A 23,845-nucleotide genomic window follows, 5' to 3' on the forward strand; every position below is an offset into this window, starting at 1 on the left:
GCCGCTCCGGCGATTCTATTTGTTCAGCGCGTAATAGAACTCCACCGCCCGTTTTGCCGTCAGGTCGCGTTGGCATTCGGCACCATAGATCACCCGGATCGACCCGCCTCCGGCGGACGCGTAGGCGCGCTGACATTCGGCATCCCGCGCCTTGATCCATTGCCGTTGCGCGTTCAGCAGCCGATCCCAGTTGCCGTTGGCCTGCGCCCGCGCCTTCATGGGCTTCCACCAGGCATTGAGCAGGTAATCCCACGCTGCCGTTTCGCGCATGATGCATTCGGCGATCTCTATGGTTGTCTTGTTGCGGCAGGCGCCGTCGATGATTCCGACACATCCGCCGATCACCCGCTCCTGCGGAGCCCCTTTCGAATAGTTGCGAACGCAGTCCTCGATCTGCGCAACATCCGATCGGCTGGCGGATTGAGCATGAGAAACTGAAGGTAAAATCAAAATGAAAAGCAGTACGATCCAGCGCATAGCGACCCCCGTGGCAGTGCGGCGTGACACGCTCCACACTACCACAGATCGCCCTTGACGCACAGATGCGGCCAGAATGGCTCAACTCATGGCTCCCATCAGTTCGCGCCCCACCAGCATCCGGCGGATTTCCGAGGTGCCCGCGCCGATTTCCATCAGCTTGGCATCGCGGAAAATCCGCGCCACCGGTGCATCGTTCAGAAATCCGGCACCGCCCATGGCCTGCACCGCCTGGTGCGCCTGCACCATGGCCTGTTCGCTGGCGTAAAGACAGCACGCCGCGGCATCCTGACGGGTGACATCGCCCCGGTCGCAGGATTTGGCGACTTCGTACACATAGGCCCGCGCAGAATTCATCGCCGTATACATATCGGCGATCTTGCCCTGCATCAGTTGGAAATTCCCGATGGGCTGCCCGAACTGTTTGCGCTCGGCCATATAGGGCATGATCTCGTCCAGACAGGCGGCCATGATCCCCGTGCCGATACCCGCCAGAACGACGCGCTCGTAATCCAGCCCCGACATCAATACGCGCACGCCCTTGCCCTCTTCGCCGAGAATGTTCTCGAACGGGACTTCGACATCGTCAAAGATCAACTCGGCGGTGTTGCTGCCGCGCATCCCCAGCTTGTCGAAATGCGGGCTGGTCGAGAACCCTTTCATGCTTTTTTCGATCAGAAAGGCCGTGATTCCCCTGGAGCCTGCCTCGGGATCGGTCTTGGCGTAGACCACCAGCGTATCGGCATCCGGTCCGTTGGTGATCCAGTATTTGTTGCCGTTCAGCTTGTAGTGATCGTTGCGCTTTTCAGCGCGCAGCTTCATCGACACCACATCGCTGCCCGCACCGGCCTCGGACATGGCCAGGGCGCCGACATGCTCGCCACTGACCAGCTTGGGCAGGTATTGCGCCTTCTGCTCATCATTGCCGTTCAGCTTGATCTGGTTCACGCACAGGTTGGAATGCGCCCCGTAGCTGAGCGACACCGAGGCCGAGGCGCGCGCGATCTCTTCTACCGCGATCACATGCGCCAGATACGACATGCCCGCACCGCCGTATTCCTCGGGCACCGTAATACCCAACAGGCCCAACTCGCCCATCTCTTTCCAAAGTTCGTTGGGAAAGGCGTTGGTTTGGTCCACCTCCGCCGCCATCGGCTTGACGCGCTCCTGCGCCCACCTGTGAACCATATCCCGAAGGGCGTTCACATCCTCACCCAGGTCGTATTGCATCACCGCGTTGAACATCCGCCTTGCCTCCCGCTTCCGGCATTTATTGAACACTTGTTCATTTATAGGCGCAAGAGTCGAGTCGGGTCAATCCCGTCGTGGTGTCCGGCCCGTTAACCCTGGCCGATCCGACCCCGCGCACCGACGCGACACCGATGCATTACCGACGTGATACCGACACGGCAATTTGAGGCGTTTGACCTTGTTAACAAGGGAAATTCCGGCGCACCGACTCATCCGCGGCGCGGCGGCACAAGGTTTTGCTCATAGAGGTTAAGATCAGCCTTACGCAGCCTGATACACAGCGCCCACCTCGGCCCGGATGATCCGCGCAATCAATGCGCAATCCTCCAGGGAGAAGGTCAAAGGCAGGCGCATATCCAGAATCCCGCGCAGAATACGGTCGGACTCGGGCATCGCCTCGCTCGGCGCATAACGCCAACTGTCATAGCGGCTGGTAAAGCCCACCGGCTCGGCCCCGCCGAACCACTTCAGCTCGACCCCCCGCTTCAGGCAACGCGCGATGACCTCGTCAATCGCGCTATCCCCCCAATCCAAAAGAAGAAACTGGATCGACGAGCCGACATAGGTTTCCTCTTCGGGACGCTCCACCACGGCCAGGCCCGGCGTGCCGCGCAGGCCATCTTCGACCACCTTGTAACGGTCGTTCCACGCCGCGCACTGCGCATCCAGCCGGGCCAGTTGCGGTCGCAGGATTGCCGCGCGCAGATGGTCCATCCGCCCGGAAACATTGGGGGTTTCGTATTTCACCCCCTCGAACACGTCCTCAGGCGGCACCGTCCCGTTGCGCCCATAGAGCATGTAAGAGCCCGACAGGATCGTGGCGCGCGCCGCGATCTCGTCTTCATCGGTGATCAGCAATCCGCCTTCGCCGGAATTCATATGCTTGTAGGTCTGGGTCGAATAGCACCCCACCTTGCCCCACCGCCCCGAAGCACGCCCCTTCCACGCCGCGCCCATGGTGTGCGCACAATCCTCGATCACGGTTATTCCGGCGTCATCGCAGATGCGCATCAGCCGCTCCATGTCGCACAGATGCCCGCGCATATGGCTCAGCATCAGCACATCGGCCTGGTCCGACTTGGCCTTCAAGTCATTGAGATCAATCGTCAATTCACCGGTAACGCCGACGAATACCGGCACCGCGCCGACACTCGCGATAGCCCCTGGCACCGGGGCCAGCGTAAAGGCGTTGGTCAGCACCCGGTCGCCCGTCCGGACGCCCACGGCCCGCAATGCGGTGGCCAAAGCATACCCGCCCGACGCCACGGCCAGTGCGTATTTCGCCCCGGTATAGGCGGCAAATTCCCGTTCCAGAAGGGCCGTTTCCCCCGGTTCGTCCGGGGCAAGGTTATAGCGATGCAACCGACCGCTGCGCATCACCTCGAGCGCCGCGGCAATCCCGTCCTCGGGGATCGGCTCCTGCTGGGTGAAATTGCCTTTGAATATCTCAGTCATGTCCCTGTTCTGAGGGGCAAAACCTGCGCGGTCAATCTGTTTACCACAAAGCGCATGCAGAGTTCGGTATTCCCGAACATTCCCTGCACAACCATCGAACGCCCTACCCGATCAACCGGCGGGTGATATCCGGCAACTCGCTGTAATCGCTCAACAAGGCCTCCGGCATCAGATCGGCCACCGAGTGCCCGTCCGGCCCGAAGGTCACCAGCACCGACGGCACCCGCGCCGCCCGGCTGGTTTCACGATCGGTCACGGTGTCCCCGACCAGCAAACAGCGCTCAGGGTTTCCACCCGCCCGGCGCACCGCCTCGCGCAGCGGTTCGGGATCGGGCTTGCGCACGGGCAAGGTATCCGCTCCGATCAGCGCACCAAAGGCGTCCAGCACCCCCAGCCGGGTCATCAGCAAATGCGCCAGTTTCTCGGGTTTGTTGGTGCATATCGCTACCCTGTACCCCGCGCTGCGCAACGCCTCGACCGCGTCCATCGCACCGGGATACAGCAGCGTGTGCGTGTCGATAGCCGCCTCATAGGCCTGCAAAAGCAGCGGATACTGACGGTCCACTTCGGTCTCGCATTTCGTGTGCCCCAGACGTTCCAGCCCGAGCTTGAGCATCGCACGGCCCCCGCGAAACGCCGTGGCGGCGTCGTCCCGCACATCCAGCTGATCGCCCACACCCATAGCGCGAAAACAGGCATTTGCCGCCGCAATCAAATCGGCGCTGGTATCCGCCAAAGTTCCGTCCAGATCGAAAACAACCGTCCGCATCGCCACCTGCCCTTTTTTGCTTAAATGCGCAGTTTTCCGCGCATGGCTGACATATACCGCAATTCAGTTTGATGCACTGCCTCCTTGCGTAGCGGTGGCAACCCGATAAAACGGTCAACGCAGGAATACAAAGAGAAACATCCATGAGTACAGCCTTGATCATCCTGGCCGCCGGTCAGGGCACGCGCATGAAATCGGACCTGCCCAAGGTACTGCATCAGGTGGCCGGTGCGCCGCTTTTGGTCCACGCGATGAAAGCTGGTGCAGCCCTTGCGCCAGACCGGACGGTGATTGTGGCCGGGCATGGGGCCGAGGCCGTGACCGAGGCCGCGCAGGACTTTGATGGCGACGCGCAGATCGCCCTCCAGTCAGAACAGAAAGGCACGGCGCATGCCGTGGCACAGGCGGCACCACTGCTGGACAGCTACGAAGGCGATGCGCTGGTTCTCTATGGCGATACGCCGTTCATCCAGCCCGAAACGCTGGCCCACATGGCCAAAGCACGGGAGCAACACGACATCGTGGTTCTCGGGTTCGAAGCGGCGGAGCCGGGCCGGTATGGCCGCCTGAAGATGACGGGCGAAACCCTTGAAAAAATTGTCGAATTCAAAGATGCCGATGAATCCGAGCGCGCCATTACGTTCTGTAACTCCGGTGTCATCGCGGCCCCCGCGCCCCTGTTGTTCAGCCTGATTTCAGAGATCGACAACAACAATGCCAGTGGCGAATACTACCTGACAGACATCGTGGCTCTGGCGCGTAAGCGGGGCTTGTCGGCGACAGCCGTGGCCTGTGACGAATCCGAAACGATGGGCGTGAATTCGCGTGCCGAACTGGCCGTAGCCGAAGCCGCTTTTCAGACGCGCGCACGAGCAACGGCCCTTGCCGACGGAATCACACTGACCGCCCCCGAAACCGTGCATTTCGCCCATGATACCGTGATCGGCCGGGACTCTGTCATCGAACCCAATGTCGTGTTTGGCCCCGGAGTGACCATCGAATCCGGCGCGCGGATCAGGGCGTTTTCGCATCTCGAAGGATGCCATGTGTCACGCGGTGCGGTGGTCGGCCCCTATGCGCGCCTGCGGCCCGGCGCTGAACTGGCCGAGGATACACGCATCGGCAATTTCGTCGAGATCAAGAATGCGGTGATCGACGCCGGTGCGAAGGTCAATCACCTCAGCTATATCGGCGACGCCCATCTGGGCGAGGCGACGAATGTTGGCGCGGGGACGATTACCTGCAACTATGATGGTGTCATGAAGCACCACACCGAGATTGGCCGCAATGCCTTTATCGGGTCGAACACCATGCTGGTCGCTCCGGTCAGCATCGGCGACGAGGCGATGACGGCCTCGGGGTCGGTCATCACGCGCGATGTCCCGGATGGGGCGCTTGCCATCGCCCGCGGGGACCAGACGGTCAAACCCGGCATGGCACGTAAATTGTTCGATATTCTAAAGTCTAAAAAAGCGAAACGTGACAAAGGGGCAGGATAATGTGCGGTATTGTAGGCATACTCGGACAGCATGAAGTTGCCCCAACCCTGGTTGAGGCCCTGCGGCGGCTGGAATATCGCGGCTATGACAGCGCCGGGATCGCCACGCTGAAAGATGGGCGCCTGGATCGGCGCCGAGCTGTCGGCAAGCTGGTCAACCTGTCGGACCTGTTGGTGCACGAACCGCTGGCGGGCAAGGCCGGGATCGGGCACACCCGATGGGCCACGCATGGTGCGCCGAATCTGGCCAACACCCATCCGCACCGCGCCGGGCCGGTGGCCGTGGTGCACAACGGCATCATCGAAAATTATCGCGATCTGCGCGCCGATCTGGCGACGAAGGGGATCGGCCACGAAACCGACACCGACACAGAAACCGTCGCCCTGCTGGCCCGGCATTTCCTCGATCAGGGCCTGCCTCCGGTCGAGGCGGCGAAACGCACCATCGAACGGCTCGAAGGCGCGTATGCCCTGTTGTTCCTGTTCGATGGCGAGCCCGATCTTCTGGTCGCCGCACGCAAGGGCAGCCCGCTGGCCGTTGGCCACGGCACGGGCGAAATGTTCGTTGGTTCCGACGCCATCGCTCTGGCGCCGATGACCGACCGCGTAACCTATCTGGACGAGGGCGATATCGCCGTCGTGACGCGCGAGGGCGTCACGATCACCGACGAAACGGGAAACACCGTCGACAGACCGGTCAAGCGTATCCGCATCGGCAATACCCGCGTCGACAAGGCCGGGCACAAGCATTTCATGGCCAAGGAGATTGCCGAGCAACCCGCCGTGATCGGCGATGCGCTTGGGCATTACCTGTCGGCGGACGGGCGTGACGTGACCTTGCCCGGCGACGGGCTGGATTTCAGCGGGTTCGACCGGCTGACCATGGTGGCCTGCGGCACCGCGTATTACGCCTGCCTGACCGCGAAATACTGGTTCGAACAACTGGCCGGCATGCCCGTCGAAGTCGATATCGCATCCGAGTTCCGCTATCGCGAACCGCCCGTAACCCCCCGAACTTGCGCGATTTTTGTCAGCCAGTCGGGCGAAACCGCCGATACGTTGGCTGCTCTGCGCTATTGCGAGGGGAAGGCCGATACGATCCTGTCGGTGGTCAATGTGGATGAAAGCTCGATCGCGCGGGAAAGCGATCTGGCGCTGCCGATTCATGCCGGAGCCGAAATCGGCGTTGCCTCGACCAAGGCCTTTACATGCCAGTTGACGGTGCTTCTGTTGCTAGCGCTGAAGGCCGCCAAGGACCGGGGTGCGATGTCGGCCGATGACATGGCCGACACGCTGTCGAGCCTGCGCGGGCTGCCCGCCACGATCAATCACGCGCTTGAACTGGACGATGATTTCGCCAAGGCCGCGCGCCGTCTGTCCGAGGCTGACAACGCGCTGTTCCTGGGCCGGGGGCTGATGTATCCTCTGGCGCTTGAAGGCGCCCTGAAACTCAAAGAAATCAGCTATATACACGCCGAAGCTTATGCGTCTGGCGAGTTGAAACACGGCCCCATCGCGCTGATCGACAAAAGGATGCCGGTCGTGGTGATGGCTCCGCGGGATGGCTTGTTCGACAAGACCGTTTCCAACATGCAGGAGGTCATGGCGCGTGGCGGTAAGGTGATGCTGATCACCGATCATGCGGGCGCTGCGGAAACCGACGATGGGGTGTGGCGTCTGATCGAAATGCCCGAGGTCGATCCGCTTCTGGCGCCGATCCTCTATGCGATTCCGGCGCAATTGCTGGCCTATCACACGGCGGTTGCAAAAGGCACCGACGTGGATCAGCCGCGCAATCTGGCGAAATCGGTGACGGTGGAATAGCCTCGGAGTTTCGTACGTTTTGTACGAAGTGTACGCGGGTTTCGTACGAAACGTGCACAGCGCCCCAATTTAGTCGGGAAGGCGATACACCCGAAGCTCGGGCAGGCCGGTCAGATCGGCCCCGATCACGCGCATGGCGGCCAGCGATATCTGGCTGCCCGCACCCGGCGCGTCGGCGAGCGGGATCAGGTCGACCACGACGGAGGTTCCCTTGTCCGGGTATTCGACCCGCCCCTTGCCCGGCACATCGGCCAGCGGCGTCTTGAGCCAGAACCCCGGCTCGCCCGGTGCGCCAAGGGACGCGATGGTCGTGCCGAGATCGGTTTCACCGCCTGCCGGTGCGGCCCCGGCCACGGCCTCGGCGCGTTGCTGTTCGGTGGTGGTGTCGAATGCCTCGGCGGTGCGTGCGCCGGACACGGGGACCGGCGCGGTTTCCGGCGGGCGAACGCCGGACGGATCGACCTCGGAGGGAACGGCTGCGGAGTCCTCTGCCGCCGTTGCGCGGGAGCGGTCAAAAAGTCCCTCGACCTGGGCGCAACCGGCCAGGGAAATACCCAGAACGACACTGATCAACACGGGTTTCATATCCTGACCATACTGCCGCCCACGGGGCGCTTCAATCTGCAAGATCAGCCTTGCCCCATACCGCGTCACGCCTTAGGTAAATTCTTATGACCGCACCATTGATCGACCCTTTCCAACGCGCGATTTCCTACCTGCGCGTCTCTGTCACGGACCGCTGCGATTTCCGCTGCGTCTATTGCATGTCCGAGAACATGACCTTTCTACCCAAGAAAGAACTGCTGACGCTGGAGGAGCTGGACCGCATGTGTGCGACCTTCGTGCGCATGGGTGTTGAAAAGCTGCGCATCACGGGGGGTGAGCCGCTGGTGCGCAAGGGAATCATGACCTTTTTCAACGCCATGACCCGGCATCTGGACTCGGGCGATCTGAAGGAACTGACGCTGACCACCAACGGCAGTCAGCTGGAGCGGTTCGCCGACGATCTCTATGCAGCGGGCGTGCGGCGGGTGAATATCTCGCTCGATACGCTGGACGAGAAGAAATTCGCCGATATCACCCGCTGGGGCCGCCTGCCACAGGTGATCAAGGGCATCGACGCGGCGCAACGCGCCGGTTTGCGGGTCAAGATCAACACCGTGGCGCTGAAGGGGTTCAACGAGGACGAGTTGTTCGCGCTGGTCGACTGGTGCAAAAGCCGCGACATGGACCTGACCTTTATCGAGGTCATGCCGATGGGCGATATCGGCAACGAGGACCGGCTGGACCAGTATTGGAAGCTGAGCGATCTGCGCAAGGATCTGGCGCAGCGATACACGCTGACCGAGTTGAGCGAACGCACCGGGGGGCCTGCGCGGTATGTGCGGCTGGAAGAGACCGGGCAGAAGATCGGCTTCATCACGCCGCTGACCCATAATTTCTGCGAAAGCTGCAACCGGGTGCGCCTGACCTGCACGGGGGAATTGTACCTGTGCCTGGGACAGGAAGACATGGCCGACCTGCGCGCGCCCTTGCGCAACAATCCCGGCGACGACGCCCCGCTGGAGGCCGCGATCCGGCAGGCGATCACGCTCAAGCCCAAGGGGCACGATTTCGACTATTCCCGCCAGACGGTGGACGGGCGCGTGTCGCGCCACATGAGCCATACGGGCGGCTGAGGCGCGCATGGGCCGACGCCCCCTGCCCCTGCGGCTGTATGCGGCCGCGGCCAACCTGCTGGCCCCGGTGGCCTATAACCGGGTCAAGGCCAAGCTGCGTGCGCAGGGCATCCCCCCGGCCCGGTTCGGTGAGCGAATGGGCCGGGCCACGCAACCCCGCCCCGAAGGAACGCTGATCTGGTTTCATGCCGCCAGCGTAGGCGAAAGCCTGTCGGTGCTGCGGCTGATCGCGCATATGGCGCAGGCGCATGACGACTGGCATTTCCTGATCACCTCGGGGACGGCGACTTCGGGCAAGATACTGGCCGACCGTTTGCCGCCGCGTAGCACCCATCAGTTCGCCCCGCTGGACAGCGGCCCGGCGGTGGGGCGGTTTCTGAATCACTGGCAGCCCGATCTGGCGGTGTTCGTCGAAAGCGAATTCTGGCCGCAGATGTTGAACAAGACCCATGCGACGGGTGTTCCCATGGCGCTGCTGAACGCGCGCATTTCGGACGGCTCGGCGCGGAACTGGAAACGGTTCAGCACCACGGCGCGGCATTTGCTGAGCGTGTTTTCCATGATCCATTGTCAGGACAAGCGCACCGAGGGGCATTTGCGCGATATCGGGCTGACCCATGCGCAGGTGGGGCAGAACCTGAAGTCGCTGTCCGGGCCCCTGCCCTTTGACGCAGAAACCCTCGGCCAGATGCGGCAGAGTATCGGCGCGCGCCCGGTCTGGCTGGCCAGTTCCACCCATCCCGGCGAGGACGAGATCGTGCTGGAGGCGCATCGGCAATTGCTGGAGACGCACCCCGAGCTGTTGCTGATCCTCGTGCCGCGCCATCCCGAACGGGCAGGCGACATCGCCGCGCTGATCGGCAAGGCCGGGCTGCGCCATGCGCAGCGCTCTGCCGGGGCGCTACCGGGCACGGGCGATCAGGTGTATCTGGCCGACACGTTGGGGGAAACCGGGCTGTGGTATGCACTGTCGCCCATCACCTGCCTGTGCGGGTCGTTCAGCCCGGTGGGCGGGCACAACCCGTATGAGCCCGCCCATGCGGGATCGGCCCTGATCCACGGTCCGCTCTATGCGAATTTCGCGGATACCTATGGTGAGCTGGACGCGGCGCGCGCCAGCACCGAAGTGACGGATGCCGGGGCGTTGGCCGGGGCTGTCGCGCTGTGGCTTGACGATCCGGCGGCATTGCAGGGCGCGCGGGATCGCGTTTCGGCCTTTGCCGCTGCGCAGGAGGATGCGTTGGATGCGCTGGCGCTGGACCTTTCCGCGCTGGTCGATCCGGTGTAAGAGCGCGCGAAACCAGTTCAGCCAAGGCCGCCGTCATGCCCAACCCCGCCGACGCCATCGACGTGATCGCCCCGAATTTCAAATCCCGAATGTCGGGCGTGACCTCGACCGTGTTCCGGCTGGTGCCGATTCAGGCGCGCAGCATGGCGGTGGCGACCTGCGGGCCGAACATTCCCGAAGGCATCCCGCACATCCCGCCCGGTTGCCTGCCGACGATGAGCCGACGCCGCCGCGTGTGGCATGCGCGGCGTAACAACGAGATGCTGGCGGGGATCGCGCTCAAGCGCCTGTTGCGCAAGGATCTCAAGCTGATGTTCACCTCGGCGGCGCAGCGCGACCACAAGAAGCTGACCAAGTGGATGATCCGGCAGATGGACAAGGTGGTGGCGACCTCGGCGCGCTCGGCCTCGTTCCTGGAGGTCGAGTCGCAGGTGATCCATCACGGCATCGACGTGGAGCGGTTCGCCCCCGTGGCCGACAAGGCGGCGCTGCGGGCCGAATTGGGCCTACCGCAGGACAAGGTTCTGGTGGGCTGTTTCGGGCGCATCCGCCCGCAGAAGGGCAACGATCTGTTCACCGACATGATGCTGCGCCTGCTGCCCGAACGGCCCGATGCGGTGGCGGTGATGATGGGCGGGGTGACCGATCAGTTCCGTGATTTTCACAAGGGGCTGGTGGACAAGGTCGCGGCGGCGGGGTTGCAGGATCGGTTCCTGTTCCTGCCCGAAGACCCGCATTGGGACGTGTCGCGCTGGTTCAAGGCGCTGGATCTCTATATCGCGCCGCAACGCTGGGAAGGGTTCGGCCTGACCCCGCTGGAGGCGATGGCCTGCGGCAGTCCGGTGGTCGCCACCCGCGCGGGCGCGTTCGAGGAGCTGGTGCAGGACGGGCAGACCGGCACGCTGGTCGACATCGAGGATCTGGAGGCGATGACAGCGGCCACCGCGCGGCTGCTGGACGATGCGGACCTGCGCGCCGAATGGGCCCGCAACGCCCGCGCCCATGCCGAAACCCATTGCCGGATCGAACAGGAGGCCGAGGCGCTGTGCGCGATTTACCGAGGGTTGCTGGACGAGGCGTGAACCTTGTGCGGCATGAATCAGATGTACTGTGCGAGCCGGCCGTGTAACCCTTGGCCGCCAATATGCCGCCTTGTCAGAGACAGTCATGACCACGACCGAAGCCCTGATTGAAAATTATGGTTTGCTGGCCGTTTTCGCGGGCAGTCTTCTGGAAGGTGAAACCATCGTTGTTTTGGCGGCGTTGGCAGCCCATCACGGCATACTGTCCCTGCCATCGGTTTTTTTCGTTGCGGCATGTGCCGCGACAATCGGAGACCAGATTTGGTTTGCGCTTGGCCGCTTCGGTTCGGAGCGAAAAATCGTCAAACGCATGGTTGCCAGATCAATGGTGCAGCACTCCCTGACGAAAGTTCACCAACACCCCACGACATTCGTTCTGTCGTTTCGCTTTATCTATGGCTTGCGGATCGCCGGGGCACTTGCCTGTGGGCTCAGCCGAATGCCGCTTCCTGTGTTCGTGATCCTGAACATCATTGCGGCCTTGCTGTGGACGGCGGCCATTCTGGCCCTTGGCTATTCCTTCGGAAGTGCGATCGAGGCTTTCTTTGGCCAGGCCAAACAGATCGAATGGAAATTGATGGCGGCAATCGTCGCTTTCGCCGTCGTCTTCACGATCGGTCATTTGCTTTCAAAGCGAAAGAAAAAGTAGCGCCGGATCAAAAGCCGCGGGCATTTCCGCGATGGAGGCCCGCGAACGATGCCGGACCAACGCCCTGTACGCGCACCCGCCGGTTTCAGCCCAACGGCATCCGCTGTTCCACGATCCCGGCCCACCAACTGCATCCGGCGGGGATCACCGCGTCGTTGAAATTGTAATCGGGGCTGTGGACCATTGCCGTGTCACCGTTTCCGACAAGGATATAGGCGCCGGGGCGTTCTTCGAGCATGAAGGCGAAATCCTCGCCGCCCATGACCAGCGGCGCGTCGGCGCATTGCCCCGAGACCGAGCGCGCCACGTCGGCGGCAAATTCGGTCTGGGCGTCGTGATTGACCATCACCGGATAGTTGCGCTCGTACTCCAGCACAGCACGGCCACCGAACCCCGCCGGGATACTGTCGCACAGCGCCTGCATCCGGTTCTGGATCAGGTCGCGCATTTCGGGGCTGAGGCTGCGGGCGGTGCCCAGCAACTCCACCCGGTCGGGGATCACGTTGAACGCGTCCGAGCCGGTTTTCATCGCCGTGACCGACACGACGGCCTGCTCGGTCGGGTCGGCGTTGCGGCTGACGATGGATTGCAGCGCCAGCACGAGATGGCTGGCGATCACCACCGGGTCTATCGTGTCATGGGGTTTGGCGGCATGGCCGCCCTGCCCGGTCACGGTGATCTCGAACTTGTCGGTCGCGGCAAAGAACGGCCCCGGTCGGATGGCGAAGGTGCCTTCGGGCACGCCGGGCCAGTTGTGCATGCCGTACACTTCCTGAATGCCGAAGCGGTCCATCAGCCCGTCGGCGCACATCTCGCGCCCGCCGCCGCCGCCCTCTTCGGCGGGCTGGAAGATCACAACGCAGATGCCGTCGAAATTGCGGGTTTCGGCCAGGTATTGCGCCGCGCCAAGCAGCATCGCGGTATGTCCGTCATGGCCGCAGGCGTGCATCTTGCCCGGTGTCTGGCTGGCATAGTCGAGCCCGGTGGTTTCATGGATCGGCAGCGCGTCCATATCGGCGCGCAGCCCCACCACCTTGCCCGAGCCGGTATTGCGCCCCCTGATCACCCCGACAACCCCGGTGCGGCCCAGGCCCGTGACGACCTCGTCACAGCCGAAGTCGCGCAGCCTGTCGGCCACCAGCGCCGCCGTGCGATGCGTGTCGAACAGGATTTCGGGATGGGCATGAAGATCGCGCCGCCATTCGGTGATCTGGTCGTGCAACTCGGCAAAGCGGTTCTTGACGGGCATCGAAGTGTCCTTTCCTGCGGCGCGTGTGGCGTGACGCTACAGCCGGGCAGGATTGGCGTCAAACGGCAAGCCGCCGGAACCCGAGCGCAGCGCCGTTTACAGGCATTTGGCCAGGGATCGGTGCCTCAGAGCAGAAAAGAAAGCCGGTCACGGCGAGGGCGGGCGGCATGGATCATTAACCCGCCGCATCGCCACAAGCGAAACAGATGTTTTACCTCACCCCTATGCACGGTATTTTGTTCCGCTTCGCATAAGTTCACTCGATTTATACAGCCTTGATCGAAAGCCGATTCCGCTCCATTTGGGAAAAAATTCCGATTTCGGGAGAATCGATATGTTTGAGACACTGGGTTTCGAATCCCTGACCGCCCCGCAAGCCGCCGTCTGGTTCGCACTGGGGCTTGGCGTGCTGTTCGGTGCGCTGGCGCAGGTGACCCGTTTCTGCCTGCGCCGTGCCATCGTGGCCGGTGAGGATCGCCGACAGGCCGCCGGTGTCTGGCTGACCGCGCTGGCCGTGGCGGTTCTGGGCACGCAGTTTGCCGTCGCTCAGGGCTGGATCGGCTTTGGCGATCACCGGTTCATGGCGGGCGACCTGCCGATACTGGCCATCGTCGCCGGGGGCGTGATGTTCGGGATCGGCATGGTTCTGACCCGCGGCTGCATCTCGCGGCTGACCGTGCTGAGCGGGGCGGGCAACCTGCGCGCCGCGCTGGTTCTGGTGATTTTCGCAATCACCGCACATGCCACCCTCAAGGGCGTTCTGGCCCCGGTGCGCACCGCGCTCGGATCGCAGACCGTGGCGCTGGACAATGCCGCGCTGCCCGGCAATCCGGCGATCTGGGCCGGGCTGATCGCCATAGCGGCGCTGGCTTTTGGACTGCGTTCGGGCAATCGTGCGGGCGTTCTGGCCCTGGCGGCCCTGATCGGGGCGCTGGTGCCTCTGGGCTGGGTCGGCACGGGGTTCGTTCTGTATGATGATTTCGATCCCATCGCGATGCAATCGCTGTCCTTCACCTCGCCTGCCGCGGATGCGCTGTTCTATTCCGTCGCCTCGACGGCGGTGGGCGCGAATTTCGGTGCGGCGCTGATCGGCGGCGTGCTGATCGGGGCGCTTGCGGCGGCGCTGCTGAGCGGCGGTTTCGCCTGGCAGAGCTTTGAAAGCCCGCGCCAGACCGGGCGCTATATCGCCGGTGCGGTTCTGATGGGGCTGGGCGGCGTGCTGGCAGGCGGCTGCACCGTGGGGGCCGGTCTGGCCGGTATCCCGACGCTGTCGCTGGCGGCCATTCTTGCGCTGCTTTCGATTGTCGCGGGTGGCGTGCTGGCCGACAGGCTGTTGCGCGGTGCGCCCCGGCCCGCAACGCAGGTTCAGCCCGCCGAATAACCGGCCCGACGCCAAATTTCAGGCCCCCGTGCAAGCGATTGCCGGGGGCCTTGCGCTGTCCGGCTGTGCGGGTAGGATGCGCCAGCCATGAAACTGGACGGAACGCGATGCCCGCAACATTCGAATACAAGGTGATCCCTGCCCCGGCAAAAGGGCGCAAAGCGCCCGGCGTCAAAGGGGCCGAGGCCAGATTCGCCCATACGCTGGAGGCCGCGCTGAATGAAATGGCCGCGGAGGGGTGGGAATACCTGCGCTCGGATATCCTGCCATCGGAAGAACGGCAGGGGCTGACCTCGTCGCACACGGTGTATCGCAGCGTGCTGGTGTTTCAGCGCGCCTTGCAGGAGGGCGAGCGGCTGGACCCCGAACCCGCGCAGGCCGAAGCGGCCGTGCCCGACAGCGAGGCGGACACGGACGAACAGGACGGCATTGCGCCCGAAACCGCCAGCGAGGACGACGCGGCGCAGGGCGATATGGATACGTCCGGCGAGACCGACCCCAAGGCCCGGCCCGAGCGCCCCTGACACGGTTTCATGCGCCCGGCGTCCCGGTTGGGTGGCGTAGATTCGGCTGGGATCATGGCGGGTTTGCGCTGATCAACGGGATTTTTTGCACCCTGCCCCCTTCTATTCGCGCGCGTTTAGCATAAACTCTGCGCTCCGAGTCGCAAAGGTAGAGCCATGTCCAAGACAGATCCCTTCGGTTTCGACATGTCGGTTTCGTCGGCCAAGAAGAAGAATCCGCGTGGTCGGCGCGGCATGTCCGGCGCATCCGAAACGTCAACGCGCATCTGCGAGAAAGAGGGCTGTCAGGAGCCGGGCAAATATCGAGCCCCCAAGGCGCCCGACGTGCTGGATGAGTTCCACTGGTTCTGCAAGGAGCATGTGCGCGAATACAACCAGCAATGGAACTTCTTCCACGGCACGACCGAGGCCGAGATGAACGCGCAGATGTCCAAGGACAAGGTCTGGGAGCGTGAGACCAAGGCGTTTGTCGATCCCGAAACGCGGGCCTGGGCGCGGCTTGGCATCGAAGACCCGCATCAGGTGCTGGGCGAGAACGCCACCAAGAATCCGGGCCGCAAGAAGGCCGGCGGGCGCAAACTGCCACCGACCGAGCGCCGGGCCGTGGAAATCCTGGAGGTCGAGGACAACTGGACCAAGGCGGATATCCGCAAGAGCTACAAGAAGCTGATCAAGGTGCTGCACCCGGACATGAACGGCGGCGACCGCAGCCAGGAAGAGCAGTTGCAACAGGTCGTCTGGGCCTGGGATCAGATCAAGGCCAGCCGGAACTTCAAGTAAAACAGGCGACAAGGCCGTTCAACCGGCCTTGCGCGCCGGATGCCGGATCAGGCCGGTTTGAACACCAGGCAGACACCGTTGATGCAGTGGCGTTTGCCTGTCGGTTTGGGGCCGTCGTTGAACACATGCCCCAGGTGACTGCCGCAGCGGCTGCAATGGCATTCGGTACGCGGGATCACCAGTTTCCAGTCGCGTTTGGTGGCCACGGCAGAGGCATTGACCGGTTGCCAGAAGCTGGGCCAGCCGGTGCCGCTGTCGAACTTGTGCTTGCTGGAATACAGCGCCAGATCGCAGCCCCGGCAGTGATAGGTTCCCGGATCGTATTGTTTGTCCAATGGCGAACTGAAGGCCGGTTCGGTGCCCTCGCGGCGCATCACCTCGTATTGCCGGTCGGACAGCAACGCCTTCCATTCGGCCTCGGTGCGGGTGATCTCAAAGGTTTCTCCGGCGGCGAGGGCGTATCGTGTCAGGGACAGGCCGGTTCCCGCCCCGATGACGGTGGCGACAAAGCTGCGGCGGTTCATGCGGGGCTCCTTTTTTGCAGGGCTGTATCTCAGGAAGGATGACGGGTGTGGGGCCGTGGCGCAATGCACGGCCCCACACGATCGGGTGAGGATTACTGCATCGCCGGCAGGATCACCCGGTCGACCACGTGGATGACGCCGTTGGACTGATCGACATCGGCAATGGTCACGTTGATGGTGCGGCCACGCTCGTCTTCGAGCATGATCTTGTCCCCCTCATAGGTGGCCTGCAGGGTGCAACTGCCGAGGGTGGGCACGGGATGTACGCCGCCATCGTCGTCGATCATGCCCTTGATGGCCATCGACATGGCGTCGGCCCCGACGACGTGGCATTTCAGGATATTGGCCAGCTGATCCTTGGCCGCGGGTTCCAGCAACGCCTCGACGGTGCCTTCCTTGAGCATGCCGAACGCGTCGTCGGTGGGGGCGAACACGGTGAACGGCCCTTCCGAGTTCAGCACATCGACCAGACCGGCGGCCTTGACGGCGGCGACCAGCGTTTCGTGATCGGCCGAGTTCACCGCGTTTTCGACAATGGTCTTGTCCGCATACATCGCGGCCCCGCCGACCATCGGGTTTTCGGCAGCGGCAAAGCTGGCCGAAAGGCCGAGTGCGGTGGCTGCGGCGGCAAATGTCCTGATCGTAAACATATCGAGTTCCTCCTGTTATGACGTCGCGGCCTTGATCGCCGCGACAAGGGCGTGACGGGCCTGATTGCCCGCCGACACCCAAAGCCACGCAGATTTCGTCAAAGAGTTTCAGGACAGGCGATCACAGGTTCGTGATCTCTCCGACCGCCAGAATATCGCCCGTGGCGGTGCCCGTGGGCGATCCGCCCGGCGGTTCATCGGTGATCGCCAGCACCGCACCGTCGAGGCGCGATCGCAACGCAGCCGGCACAGTCAGGTCGGCCTGAGCCTCGGAGGGCAGCACACCGAGCGACACCGGCGCGTCCTCTCCTGCGATCAGCCACAATTCCAGCGCGCGCCCCTCCCGCGGGGCGCCACGCTGTCGGTCAATGAACAAACGCCCCTGCCCCGCATCATAGGCGGCGGCAACGACGAGGCTACGATCCTCGGCAGCGATTTCGGCCACATAGGCGGGGCTGCCCGGCGGCGTCGGGCCACGATCCAACACCCCAGTCCCAAGCCCGACCGCCACGACCACGACCACCGCCGCCACAGCGCCCATTATCCATGACAGCCAGGCCCTGCCTGAGCTGCGGCCGCTGCCGAACAGCCGAGCCTCGATCTTGCCAAACACCCGAGGCGGCGGGGCCACCGGCTCGATCCGGTCGGTCAACCTGGCCAGATCTTCGGCCCAATCGGCATAGATCGCGCGCAATGCGGGATCGGTGGCCAGACGCGCCTCGAACGCCGCCGCCTCGTCCGGCGGCAGCAATCCCAGGGCGTATTCCCCGGCCAGGGCCTTGTCGGCCTCGCGATCTGGTGTCTCATCGCTCATCGCGACAGGCACTCCCTCAGTTTCAGCAGGCTGCGGCGCAGCCATGTCCGCATCGTATTGAGCGGCACATCGAAGCGGCTGGCAAGCGCTGCATAGGTCTCGCCATCCAGATATGCACGACGCACGGCCTCGGCATGACCTTCGGCCAGTTCATCCATACAGTCCGAAAGGCGCGCATTTTCGGATGCGGCAATCGCGCGCTGTTCCGGCCCCGGCCCGCTGTCGGATTCGAATTCGATGGCCGACATATCCGCCGGGATCGCCACGCGCCGCCGCTTGCGGTCCACGGCGGCGTTGCGGGCAATTGTGATCAGCCATGTCATGGGGCTGAGCCCGTTGACCCGATAGCGCCCGGCATGCCGCCAGACGCGCATGTAAACCTCTTGCAGCACCTCTTCGGCTTCGGCCCTGTTGTCCAAGACACGCAAGATAACGCCAAAAAGTTTCGCAGATGTAGCCGAATACAACGCGGAAAAAGACGCACGGTCCCCCAATGCGATCTGCCCCAGCCAGTTTTCAATATCTTCACGCGTAGCCAAGATGGCGCCATTCCTCTTGTTCCATGGCCTGAGTTAGCGCGACTTTTTGCGGAGTCCATGACGCTTACCCTTCCCCTTGCCCTTTGCTGCAATATGTTGCACCACGTAACGCAACTTGAGACACCCGACTTGAAGGACCGCGCGAATGGCTGACGGCAGCATCGACACGAACGCAAAACCGACCGAAGAGATTTCCGTTCGCGAGGTATTCGGCATCGACACCGACATGATCGTGAAAGGCTTTGCCGAGCGCAGCGATCGCGTGCCCGAACTGGACAGCACCTACAAGTTCGACCCCGACACCACGCTGGCGATCCTTGCGGGCTTCAGCCACAATCGGCGCGTGATGATCCAAGGGTATCACGGCACGGGCAAATCCACCCATATCGAACAGGTCGCCAGCCGCCTGAACTGGCCCTGCGTGCGGGTCAACCTGGACAGCCATATCAGCCGGATCGACCTGATCGGCAAGGACGCGATCAAGCTGAAGGATGGTGTGCAGGTCACGGAATTCCACGAAGGCATCCTGCCCTGGGCGCTGCGCAACCCCACCGCCATCGTGTTCGACGAATACGACGCGGGGCGCGCGGACGTGATGTTCGTGATCCAGCGGGTGCTGGAAGTGGACGGCAAGCTGACGCTGCTGGACCAGAACGAGGTGATCACCCCGAACCCCTATTTCCGCCTGTTCGCCACCGCGAACACCGTCGGCCTCGGGGATACGACCGGCCTCTATCACGGCACGCAGCAGATCAACCAGGGCCAGATGGACCGCTGGAGCCTTGTGGCGACGCTGAACTATCTCAGCCATGACGCCGAAACCAATATCGTGCTGGCCAAGAACCCGCTCTACAACACCGAAAAGGGCCGCAAGATCATCAGCCAGATGGTGACCGTCGCGGATCTCAGTCGGTCGGCCTTCATGAATGGTGAGCTGAGCACGGTGATGAGCCCGCGGACGGTGATCGCATGGGCGCAGAACGCCACGATCTTCCGCGATGTGGGCTATGCGTTCCGCCTGACCTTCCTCAACAAGTGCGACGAGCTGGAGCGCCAGACCGTGGCCGAGTTCTATCAGCGCTGCTTTGACGAGGAACTGCCCGAAAGCGCCGCGAGCGTGAGTCTGGGGTGAGTGCGCAGGCCGCCCTTGCTCCGGCGCTGCTTTGCGCATGGCCCGCCTTTGCGGAGGGTGGCGAACTCTACCCGGCGGCGGACTGTGCGGCGCTTTGGTTCGGCTATGGGGATTATGCGGCTGTGTCGGCCTTTCTCGACGGGCAGCAGGCGGCCTATGACAAGGCGAACGCCTTTCGCGCGGCCGCGATCCGCCTGACCGGCGATGCAGAGGCGGTGGAGGCCCATATCGCCAGGTGGCGACCCTACATGGCACTGATGATGGAGGCCTATATCGGCCATGCCGACCGCTCCAGCCGCGAGATATTCGAACGCCTGTCAGACACCTGCAAAGATTTTGCCCGCACCCAACCCGAAACACGGCTATTGCAATGACCAAACCGACCGACAACCCCGCCGATCCGTTCAAGAAGGCCCTGGCCGAGGCCACCAAGGTCTTGGCCGACGACCCGGAACTGACGGTCAGCTATTCGGTCGATCCCTCGGGACTGACCGGCGATTCCATGCGCCTGCCGCAGGTCAGCCGCCGGATGACCCGTGACGAAGTCTTGCAGGCGCGCGGCACCGCCGATGCGCTGGCGCTGCGCCACAAGTATCACGATGCGGCCACCCATGCGCGCTATAACCCCGCAGGCGACATGGCACGCGATCTGTATGAGGCGATGGAAACCGCCCGTTGCGAAGCGATTGGTGCGCGTGACATGCCCGGCACCGCCGGCAATATCGACGCCAAAATCGGCGCCGAGGCCGAGCGCATGGGCTATGGCCAGATCACCGAAGCCTCGGACGCGCCGCTGGCCACCGCCGCCGGGTATCTGGTGCGCCACATGGCGACGGGGCGCAATCTGCCCCCGGCGGCGCAGAACGTCATGAACCTGTGGCGCGGGTTCATCGAGCAACAGGCCGGCGGCACGCTGGAGGGGCTCGGGGACACGCTGGCCGATCAGGCGGCCTTTGCCCGGTTCGCCCGCAAGGTGATCGAGGATCTGGGCTATGGCGATCAGTTGGGGGACGACCCCGATGCGCTGGACGACGATCAGGACGACGAGGCCGAGCAATCCCCCGACGACGAGGACGAGCAGCCCGACAGCAGCGGTCAGGACGACAGCGAAGACGATGACTCCGAGGCCAATCCAGAACAGGCCCAGGATCAGCAGATGGACGAGCAGCAGGCGCAGATATCGTCCGACGACATGGCCGAAGACGAGATGAGCGACGAAACCGAGCTGCCCGAAGGGGAAGCCCCGCTCGATCCGCCCCCGCCTGCGCCGGTGTCCGAAGCCGATCCCGACTACACCGTGTTCAGCACCGAGTTCGACGAGGAAATCCGCGCCGAGGATTTGGCCGAACCCGTCGAACTGGAACGCCTGCGCGCCTATCTGGATCAGCAGCTCGAGCCGCTCAAGGGCGCGGTCAGCCGCCTGGCCAACAAGCTGCAACGCCGCCTGCAGGCGCAGCAGAACCGAAGCTGGGAGTTCGACCGCGAAGAGGGTATTCTGGACGCGGGCCGGCTGGCGCGTGTGGTGGCCAACCCGACCACGCCGCTGTCTTTCAAGGTCGAAAAGGACACCGAATTCCGCGACACCGTCGTGACCCTTCTTCTGGACAATTCCGGCTCGATGCGGGGGCGGCCCATCTCCATCGCGGCGATCTGTGCGGACGTTCTGGCGCGCACGCTTGAGCGCTGCAACGTCAAGGTCGAGGTGCTGGGCTTCACCACCCGCGCGTGGAAAGGCGGCCAGAGCCGCGAAGCATGGCTGAACGAAGGGCGCGCGCAGTTGCCCGGCCGCCTGAACGATCTGCGCCATATCATCTACAAATCCGCCGACGCCCCGATGCGGCGCACCCGCGACAATCTGGGCCTGATGATGAAAGAGGGCCTGCTCAAGGAAAATATCGACGGCGAGGCGCTGGAATGGGCGCATCGGCGGCTGGCGGGACGCAAGGAGGCGCGCAAGATCCTGATGGTGATCTCGGACGGGGCGCCCGTGGATGACTCCACGCTGTCGGTCAACCCCGCGAACTACCTCGAAAAGCACCTGCGCGACGTGATCGCCATGGTCGAACGACGCAAGGCGGTGGAATTGCTGGCCATCGGCATCGGCCATGACGTGACCCGCTATTACGAGCGCGCGGTCACGATCACGGATGTCGATCAGCTGGCCGGCGCGATGACCGAACAACTGGCGGCGCTGTTCGATCCCGACCCGCGGGCGCGGGCCCGCGTGATGGGGATCAGGAAAGTGGGCTGAAGGCCGCAACCGGGCGGCCCGCCGTCTTCATCTTTCCCGAAATACTCCGGGGGAGTCGCCCAACGGGCGACGGGGGCAGCGCCCCCATCTTCCCTCCGGCGCATGCGCGGCGTTGATCTTCGGGGCCAGGTTCACTAGCACTGTCGGATTAGATCGTTTTCAGGAGATCGCGATGTTTCAGTCCTTCGACGACACTGCCAGCCCGGAACAGGGCCCGCCGCGTCTCGCGCAACTGCGCGAGGCGATGTCCGCCGAGGGGCTGGCCGGGTTTCTGGTGCCCCGCGCCGACGCCCATCAGGGCGAATACGTCGCCCCCTGCAACGACCGTCTGGCGTGGCTGACCGGGTTTACCGGATCGGCGGGCTTCTGCGCCGTTCTGTCCGGCATCGCGGGCGTCTTCGTCGATGGGCGCTATCGCGCTCAGGTCAGGACGCAGGTGGATACCGCGCATTTCACCCCCGTGGACTGGCCTGAAACGAAACTGGCCGTCTGGCTGAAAGAGCATCTTCCCGATGGCGGCGCGGTCGGCTTCGATCCGTGGCTGTATACGCCTGCGCAGGTCGCGGCGGTCGAGAAGGAGCTGGCCGTGTCCGGGATCGAGCTGAAAGCCACCGGCAACCTGATCGACCGTATCTGGCCCGACCGTCCGCCCCCCCCGCAAGGCGCGGTGCGGGTCTATCCCGAAACCCTCGCGGGCGAGCCGCAATCGGACAAGCGCCGCCGTCTGGCCGCCGCCCTGCGCAATGCGGGCCATGCCGCGACGGTGATCACCCTGCCGGATTCGATCGCGTGGCTGTTGAATATCCGCGGCAGCGACATCCCCCGCAACCCGGTGCCGCATGGTTTTGCCGTGCTGCATGACGATGCGCATCTGACGCTCTATATCGACGCGGCCAAGCTGGACGACAGGGTGCGCGACCATCTGGGCGGCGAGGTCACGATCCGCCCCACCAGTGCGTTCGGCCCCGGATTGCGCAGCCTGACGGGCAGCGTGCGTCTGGATCGGGCGAGCGTGCCGCTCTGGGTGGTGCAGCACCTGGACGAGGCCGGTGTCGCGCATGTCTGGGGCGACGATCCCTGTGTCCTGCCGAAAGCCACGAAAACCAGCGCCGAGATCGCCGCCACGCAAGAGGCGCATCTGCGCGACGGCGCGGCGCTGTGCGAGTTCCTGGCCTGGTTCGACGCTCAGGCCCCCGGCACCATCAGCGAAATCGACGTGGTCACCCGGCTGGAAGACAGCCGCCGCGCTACCGGCAAACTGCTGGACATCAGCTTTGACACCATTGCCGGGTCGGGCCCGCATGGCGCGCTGGCGCATTACCGGGTGACGCAGAAAACCAACCGTGTGCTGCAGGCGGGCGATCTTCTGGTGCTGGATGGGGGTGGGCAATACCTTGACGGTACCACCGACATCACCCGCACCCTGCCCGTGGGCGATGTGGGCGAGGACGAGTGCACCGCCTTTACCCGCGTGTTGCAGGGCATGATCGCGATGAGCCGCACGCGCTGGCCGCGCGGGCTGGCGGGGCGCGATCTGGACGCCATTGCGCGCTATCCGCTGTGGCTGGCCGATCAGGATTATGCGCATGGCACGGGCCACGGCGTGGGGGTGCATTTGTGCGTTCACGAGGGCCCGCAGCGCTTGTCGAAGATCAGCGACGTTCCGTTCGAGCCGGGCATGATCGTATCGAACGAACCGGGCTATTACCGCGAAGGCGCATTCGGCATCCGTATCGAGAACCTGTTGGTCGTGCGCGACGCCGAAACGCTGCCCGGTGGCGACGCAACCGGCAAGCTGTGCTTTGAAACGCTGAGCTTCGTGCCGATCGACCGGCGGCTGATCGTGACCGCTATGCTGAGCGATCCCGAGCGCGACTGGCTGGATGCCTATCACGCCGCGTGCCGCGACAAAATCGGGCCTCGGATATCCGGGGCGGCTCGTCTATGGTTGGAGCAAGCAACCACGCCTTTGCAACACTGACGTTACAAAAGCCGGGCAAGCACACAGCAGATACGAAAAGACACGAAA

23 protein-coding genes are annotated in these 23,845 nt (G+C 63.7%); 13 read left to right on the plus strand and 10 right to left on the minus strand.

The features are described 5' to 3' along the window. Nucleotides 1–15: 15 nt before the first annotated feature. From KPG71_RS00655 to KPG71_RS00670, 4 genes are all read right to left on the minus strand, one after another. Entirely contained in the window at nt 16–477 is a 462-nt protein-coding gene (locus KPG71_RS00655) for a lysozyme inhibitor LprI family protein (RefSeq protein WP_216335998.1), read from the minus strand. An 81-nt stretch (nt 478–558) separates the two neighbouring features. Next, the gene (locus KPG71_RS00660) at nt 559–1,722 is read right to left on the minus strand and encodes an isovaleryl-CoA dehydrogenase (RefSeq protein ID WP_216336000.1); all 1,164 of its coding nucleotides are present in this window, start codon (nt 1,720–1,722) and stop codon (nt 559–561) included. 267 nt (nt 1,723–1,989) lie between these two features. Then, nucleotides 1,990–3,183 (minus strand): DegT/DnrJ/EryC1/StrS aminotransferase family protein, encoded by a 1,194-nt coding sequence (locus tag KPG71_RS00665; RefSeq protein WP_216336002.1) that lies wholly within the window; start codon nt 3,181–3,183, stop codon nt 1,990–1,992. Between the two features lie 103 nt (nt 3,184–3,286). After that, nucleotides 3,287–3,952 (minus strand): HAD-IA family hydrolase, encoded by a 666-nt coding sequence (locus KPG71_RS00670; RefSeq protein ID WP_216336004.1) that lies wholly within the window; start codon nt 3,950–3,952, stop codon nt 3,287–3,289. 143 nt (nt 3,953–4,095) lie between these two features. Between KPG71_RS00670 and glmU the strand changes: the two genes are divergently transcribed. Together glmU and glmS are read left to right on the plus strand one after the other, a co-directional pair. Next, nucleotides 4,096–5,451, plus strand: a complete 1,356-nt coding sequence (gene glmU, locus KPG71_RS00675) for a bifunctional UDP-N-acetylglucosamine diphosphorylase/glucosamine-1-phosphate N-acetyltransferase GlmU (protein ID WP_216336006.1) — start codon at nt 4,096–4,098, stop codon at nt 5,449–5,451. Further along, entirely contained in the window at nt 5,451–7,274 is a 1,824-nt protein-coding gene (gene glmS / locus KPG71_RS00680) for a glutamine--fructose-6-phosphate transaminase (isomerizing) (protein WP_216336008.1), read from the plus strand. Before glmU ends, glmS begins: the two co-directional genes overlap by 1 nt. A gap of 69 nt (nt 7,275–7,343) precedes the next feature. On the opposite strand, the gene KPG71_RS00685 is transcribed toward glmS, so the two are convergent. Next, nucleotides 7,344–7,859: a hypothetical protein gene (locus tag KPG71_RS00685; protein WP_216336010.1), complete on the minus strand. Its 516-nt coding sequence runs from the start codon at nt 7,857–7,859 to the stop codon at nt 7,344–7,346. Between the two features lie 86 nt (nt 7,860–7,945). On the opposite strand from KPG71_RS00685, the gene moaA reads away from it, so the two are divergent. The 4 genes from moaA to KPG71_RS00705 all read left to right on the plus strand — a co-directional run bounded on the left by moaA (nt 7,946) and on the right by KPG71_RS00705 (nt 11,972). Beyond that, entirely contained in the window at nt 7,946–8,953 is a 1,008-nt protein-coding gene (gene moaA, locus KPG71_RS00690; RefSeq protein WP_216336012.1) for a GTP 3',8-cyclase MoaA, read from the plus strand. Nucleotides 8,954–8,960: 7 nt separating this feature from the next. Next, on the plus strand, nt 8,961–10,241 hold the full coding sequence (locus tag KPG71_RS00695; RefSeq protein ID WP_216336015.1) for a 3-deoxy-D-manno-octulosonic acid transferase: 1,281 nt from the start codon (nt 8,961–8,963) through the stop codon (nt 10,239–10,241). Between the two features lie 35 nt (nt 10,242–10,276). Further along, the gene (locus KPG71_RS00700) at nt 10,277–11,323 is read left to right on the plus strand and encodes a glycosyltransferase family 4 protein (RefSeq protein WP_216336017.1); all 1,047 of its coding nucleotides are present in this window, start codon (nt 10,277–10,279) and stop codon (nt 11,321–11,323) included. Nucleotides 11,324–11,408: 85 nt separating this feature from the next. Continuing rightward, nucleotides 11,409–11,972 carry a DedA family protein gene (locus tag KPG71_RS00705; RefSeq protein WP_216336019.1) on the plus strand — a complete coding sequence of 188 codons (564 nt, stop codon included), beginning with the start codon at nt 11,409–11,411 and terminating at the stop codon, nt 11,970–11,972. A gap of 85 nt (nt 11,973–12,057) precedes the next feature. Here KPG71_RS00705 and KPG71_RS00710 read toward each other — a convergent pair whose 3' ends face one another. Then, entirely contained in the window at nt 12,058–13,221 is a 1,164-nt protein-coding gene (locus KPG71_RS00710) for a M20 aminoacylase family protein (RefSeq protein ID WP_216336021.1), read from the minus strand. A gap of 334 nt (nt 13,222–13,555) precedes the next feature. Here KPG71_RS00710 and KPG71_RS00715 point away from each other — a divergent pair, with 334 nt between their 5' ends. The 3 genes from KPG71_RS00715 (at nt 13,556) to KPG71_RS00725 (ending at nt 15,906) form a co-directional block, all read left to right on the plus strand. Beyond that, nucleotides 13,556–14,602 (plus strand): YeeE/YedE family protein, encoded by a 1,047-nt coding sequence (locus KPG71_RS00715; protein ID WP_216336023.1) that lies wholly within the window; start codon nt 13,556–13,558, stop codon nt 14,600–14,602. A 107-nt stretch (nt 14,603–14,709) separates the two neighbouring features. After that, a complete protein-coding gene (locus KPG71_RS00720; protein WP_216336025.1) occupies nt 14,710–15,126 on the plus strand; it encodes a DUF4177 domain-containing protein in 417 nt (138 codons plus the stop codon). A gap of 156 nt (nt 15,127–15,282) precedes the next feature. Then, nucleotides 15,283–15,906 (plus strand): DnaJ domain-containing protein, encoded by a 624-nt coding sequence (locus KPG71_RS00725; RefSeq protein ID WP_073032432.1) that lies wholly within the window; start codon nt 15,283–15,285, stop codon nt 15,904–15,906. Between the two features lie 47 nt (nt 15,907–15,953). On the opposite strand, the gene msrB is transcribed toward KPG71_RS00725, so the two are convergent. The 4 genes from msrB to KPG71_RS00745 form a co-directional block, all read right to left on the minus strand. Beyond that, nucleotides 15,954–16,430: a peptide-methionine (R)-S-oxide reductase MsrB gene (msrB, locus tag KPG71_RS00730; protein ID WP_216336026.1), complete on the minus strand. Its 477-nt coding sequence runs from the start codon at nt 16,428–16,430 to the stop codon at nt 15,954–15,956. 92 nt (nt 16,431–16,522) lie between these two features. Then, on the minus strand, nt 16,523–17,080 hold the full coding sequence (locus KPG71_RS00735) for a fasciclin domain-containing protein (RefSeq protein ID WP_216336027.1): 558 nt from the start codon (nt 17,078–17,080) through the stop codon (nt 16,523–16,525). A 121-nt stretch (nt 17,081–17,201) separates the two neighbouring features. After that, on the minus strand, nt 17,202–17,894 hold the full coding sequence (locus KPG71_RS00740) for an anti-sigma factor (RefSeq protein WP_216336028.1): 693 nt from the start codon (nt 17,892–17,894) through the stop codon (nt 17,202–17,204). Continuing rightward, nucleotides 17,891–18,433, minus strand: coding sequence for a sigma-70 family RNA polymerase sigma factor (locus KPG71_RS00745; RefSeq protein WP_216336029.1), 543 nt, complete (start codon nt 18,431–18,433; stop codon nt 17,891–17,893). The genes KPG71_RS00740 and KPG71_RS00745 overlap by 4 nt, the downstream gene beginning before the upstream one ends. 145 nt (nt 18,434–18,578) lie before the next feature. Here KPG71_RS00745 and cobS point away from each other — a divergent pair, with 145 nt between their 5' ends. The 4 genes from cobS (at nt 18,579) to KPG71_RS00765 (ending at nt 23,797) form a co-directional block, all read left to right on the plus strand. Then, nucleotides 18,579–19,565, plus strand: a complete 987-nt coding sequence (gene cobS / locus KPG71_RS00750; RefSeq protein ID WP_216336030.1) for a cobaltochelatase subunit CobS — start codon at nt 18,579–18,581, stop codon at nt 19,563–19,565. After that, the gene (locus KPG71_RS00755; protein ID WP_216336031.1) at nt 19,562–19,939 is read left to right on the plus strand and encodes a hypothetical protein; all 378 of its coding nucleotides are present in this window, start codon (nt 19,562–19,564) and stop codon (nt 19,937–19,939) included. The genes cobS and KPG71_RS00755 overlap by 4 nt, the downstream gene beginning before the upstream one ends. Continuing rightward, a complete protein-coding gene (gene cobT / locus KPG71_RS00760) occupies nt 19,936–21,816 on the plus strand; it encodes a cobaltochelatase subunit CobT (RefSeq protein WP_216336032.1) in 1,881 nt (626 codons plus the stop codon). The genes KPG71_RS00755 and cobT overlap by 4 nt, the downstream gene beginning before the upstream one ends. A gap of 172 nt (nt 21,817–21,988) precedes the next feature. Further along, nucleotides 21,989–23,797: an aminopeptidase P family protein gene (locus KPG71_RS00765; RefSeq protein ID WP_216336035.1), complete on the plus strand. Its 1,809-nt coding sequence runs from the start codon at nt 21,989–21,991 to the stop codon at nt 23,795–23,797. Nucleotides 23,798–23,845 lie beyond the last annotated feature (48 nt).

The sequence above is a fragment of the Roseovarius sp. PS-C2 genome (genome assembly GCF_018862045.1).
Taxonomy (GTDB): domain Bacteria; phylum Pseudomonadota; class Alphaproteobacteria; order Rhodobacterales; family Rhodobacteraceae; genus Roseovarius.

Bases quoted from the DNA above. Each gene is read 5' to 3' on its own strand.
- KPG71_RS00655 (WP_216335998.1), bottom strand. From the start codon at position 477: ATGCGCTGGATCGTACTGCTTTTCATTTTGATTTTACCTTCAGTTTCT.
- KPG71_RS00660 (WP_216336000.1), bottom strand. From the start codon at position 1,722: ATGTTCAACGCGGTGATGCAATACGACCTGGGTGAGGATGTGAACGCC.
- KPG71_RS00665 (WP_216336002.1), bottom strand. From the start codon at position 3,183: ATGACTGAGATATTCAAAGGCAATTTCACCCAGCAGGAGCCGATCCCC.
- KPG71_RS00670 (WP_216336004.1), bottom strand. From the start codon at position 3,952: ATGCGGACGGTTGTTTTCGATCTGGACGGAACTTTGGCGGATACCAGC.
- glmU (WP_216336006.1), top strand. From the start codon at position 4,096: ATGAGTACAGCCTTGATCATCCTGGCCGCCGGTCAGGGCACGCGCATG.
- glmS (WP_216336008.1), top strand. From the start codon at position 5,451: ATGTGCGGTATTGTAGGCATACTCGGACAGCATGAAGTTGCCCCAACC.
- KPG71_RS00685 (WP_216336010.1), bottom strand. From the start codon at position 7,859: ATGAAACCCGTGTTGATCAGTGTCGTTCTGGGTATTTCCCTGGCCGGT.
- moaA (WP_216336012.1), top strand. From the start codon at position 7,946: ATGACCGCACCATTGATCGACCCTTTCCAACGCGCGATTTCCTACCTG.
- KPG71_RS00695 (WP_216336015.1), top strand. From the start codon at position 8,961: ATGGGCCGACGCCCCCTGCCCCTGCGGCTGTATGCGGCCGCGGCCAAC.
- KPG71_RS00700 (WP_216336017.1), top strand. From the start codon at position 10,277: ATGCCCAACCCCGCCGACGCCATCGACGTGATCGCCCCGAATTTCAAA.
- KPG71_RS00705 (WP_216336019.1), top strand. From the start codon at position 11,409: ATGACCACGACCGAAGCCCTGATTGAAAATTATGGTTTGCTGGCCGTT.
- KPG71_RS00710 (WP_216336021.1), bottom strand. From the start codon at position 13,221: ATGCCCGTCAAGAACCGCTTTGCCGAGTTGCACGACCAGATCACCGAA.
- KPG71_RS00715 (WP_216336023.1), top strand. From the start codon at position 13,556: ATGTTTGAGACACTGGGTTTCGAATCCCTGACCGCCCCGCAAGCCGCC.
- KPG71_RS00720 (WP_216336025.1), top strand. From the start codon at position 14,710: ATGCCCGCAACATTCGAATACAAGGTGATCCCTGCCCCGGCAAAAGGG.
- KPG71_RS00725 (WP_073032432.1), top strand. From the start codon at position 15,283: ATGTCCAAGACAGATCCCTTCGGTTTCGACATGTCGGTTTCGTCGGCC.
- msrB (WP_216336026.1), bottom strand. From the start codon at position 16,430: ATGAACCGCCGCAGCTTTGTCGCCACCGTCATCGGGGCGGGAACCGGC.
- KPG71_RS00735 (WP_216336027.1), bottom strand. From the start codon at position 17,080: ATGTTTACGATCAGGACATTTGCCGCCGCAGCCACCGCACTCGGCCTT.
- KPG71_RS00740 (WP_216336028.1), bottom strand. From the start codon at position 17,894: ATGAGCGATGAGACACCAGATCGCGAGGCCGACAAGGCCCTGGCCGGG.
- cobS (WP_216336030.1), top strand. From the start codon at position 18,579: ATGGCTGACGGCAGCATCGACACGAACGCAAAACCGACCGAAGAGATT.
- cobT (WP_216336032.1), top strand. From the start codon at position 19,936: ATGACCAAACCGACCGACAACCCCGCCGATCCGTTCAAGAAGGCCCTG.
- KPG71_RS00765 (WP_216336035.1), top strand. From the start codon at position 21,989: ATGTTTCAGTCCTTCGACGACACTGCCAGCCCGGAACAGGGCCCGCCG.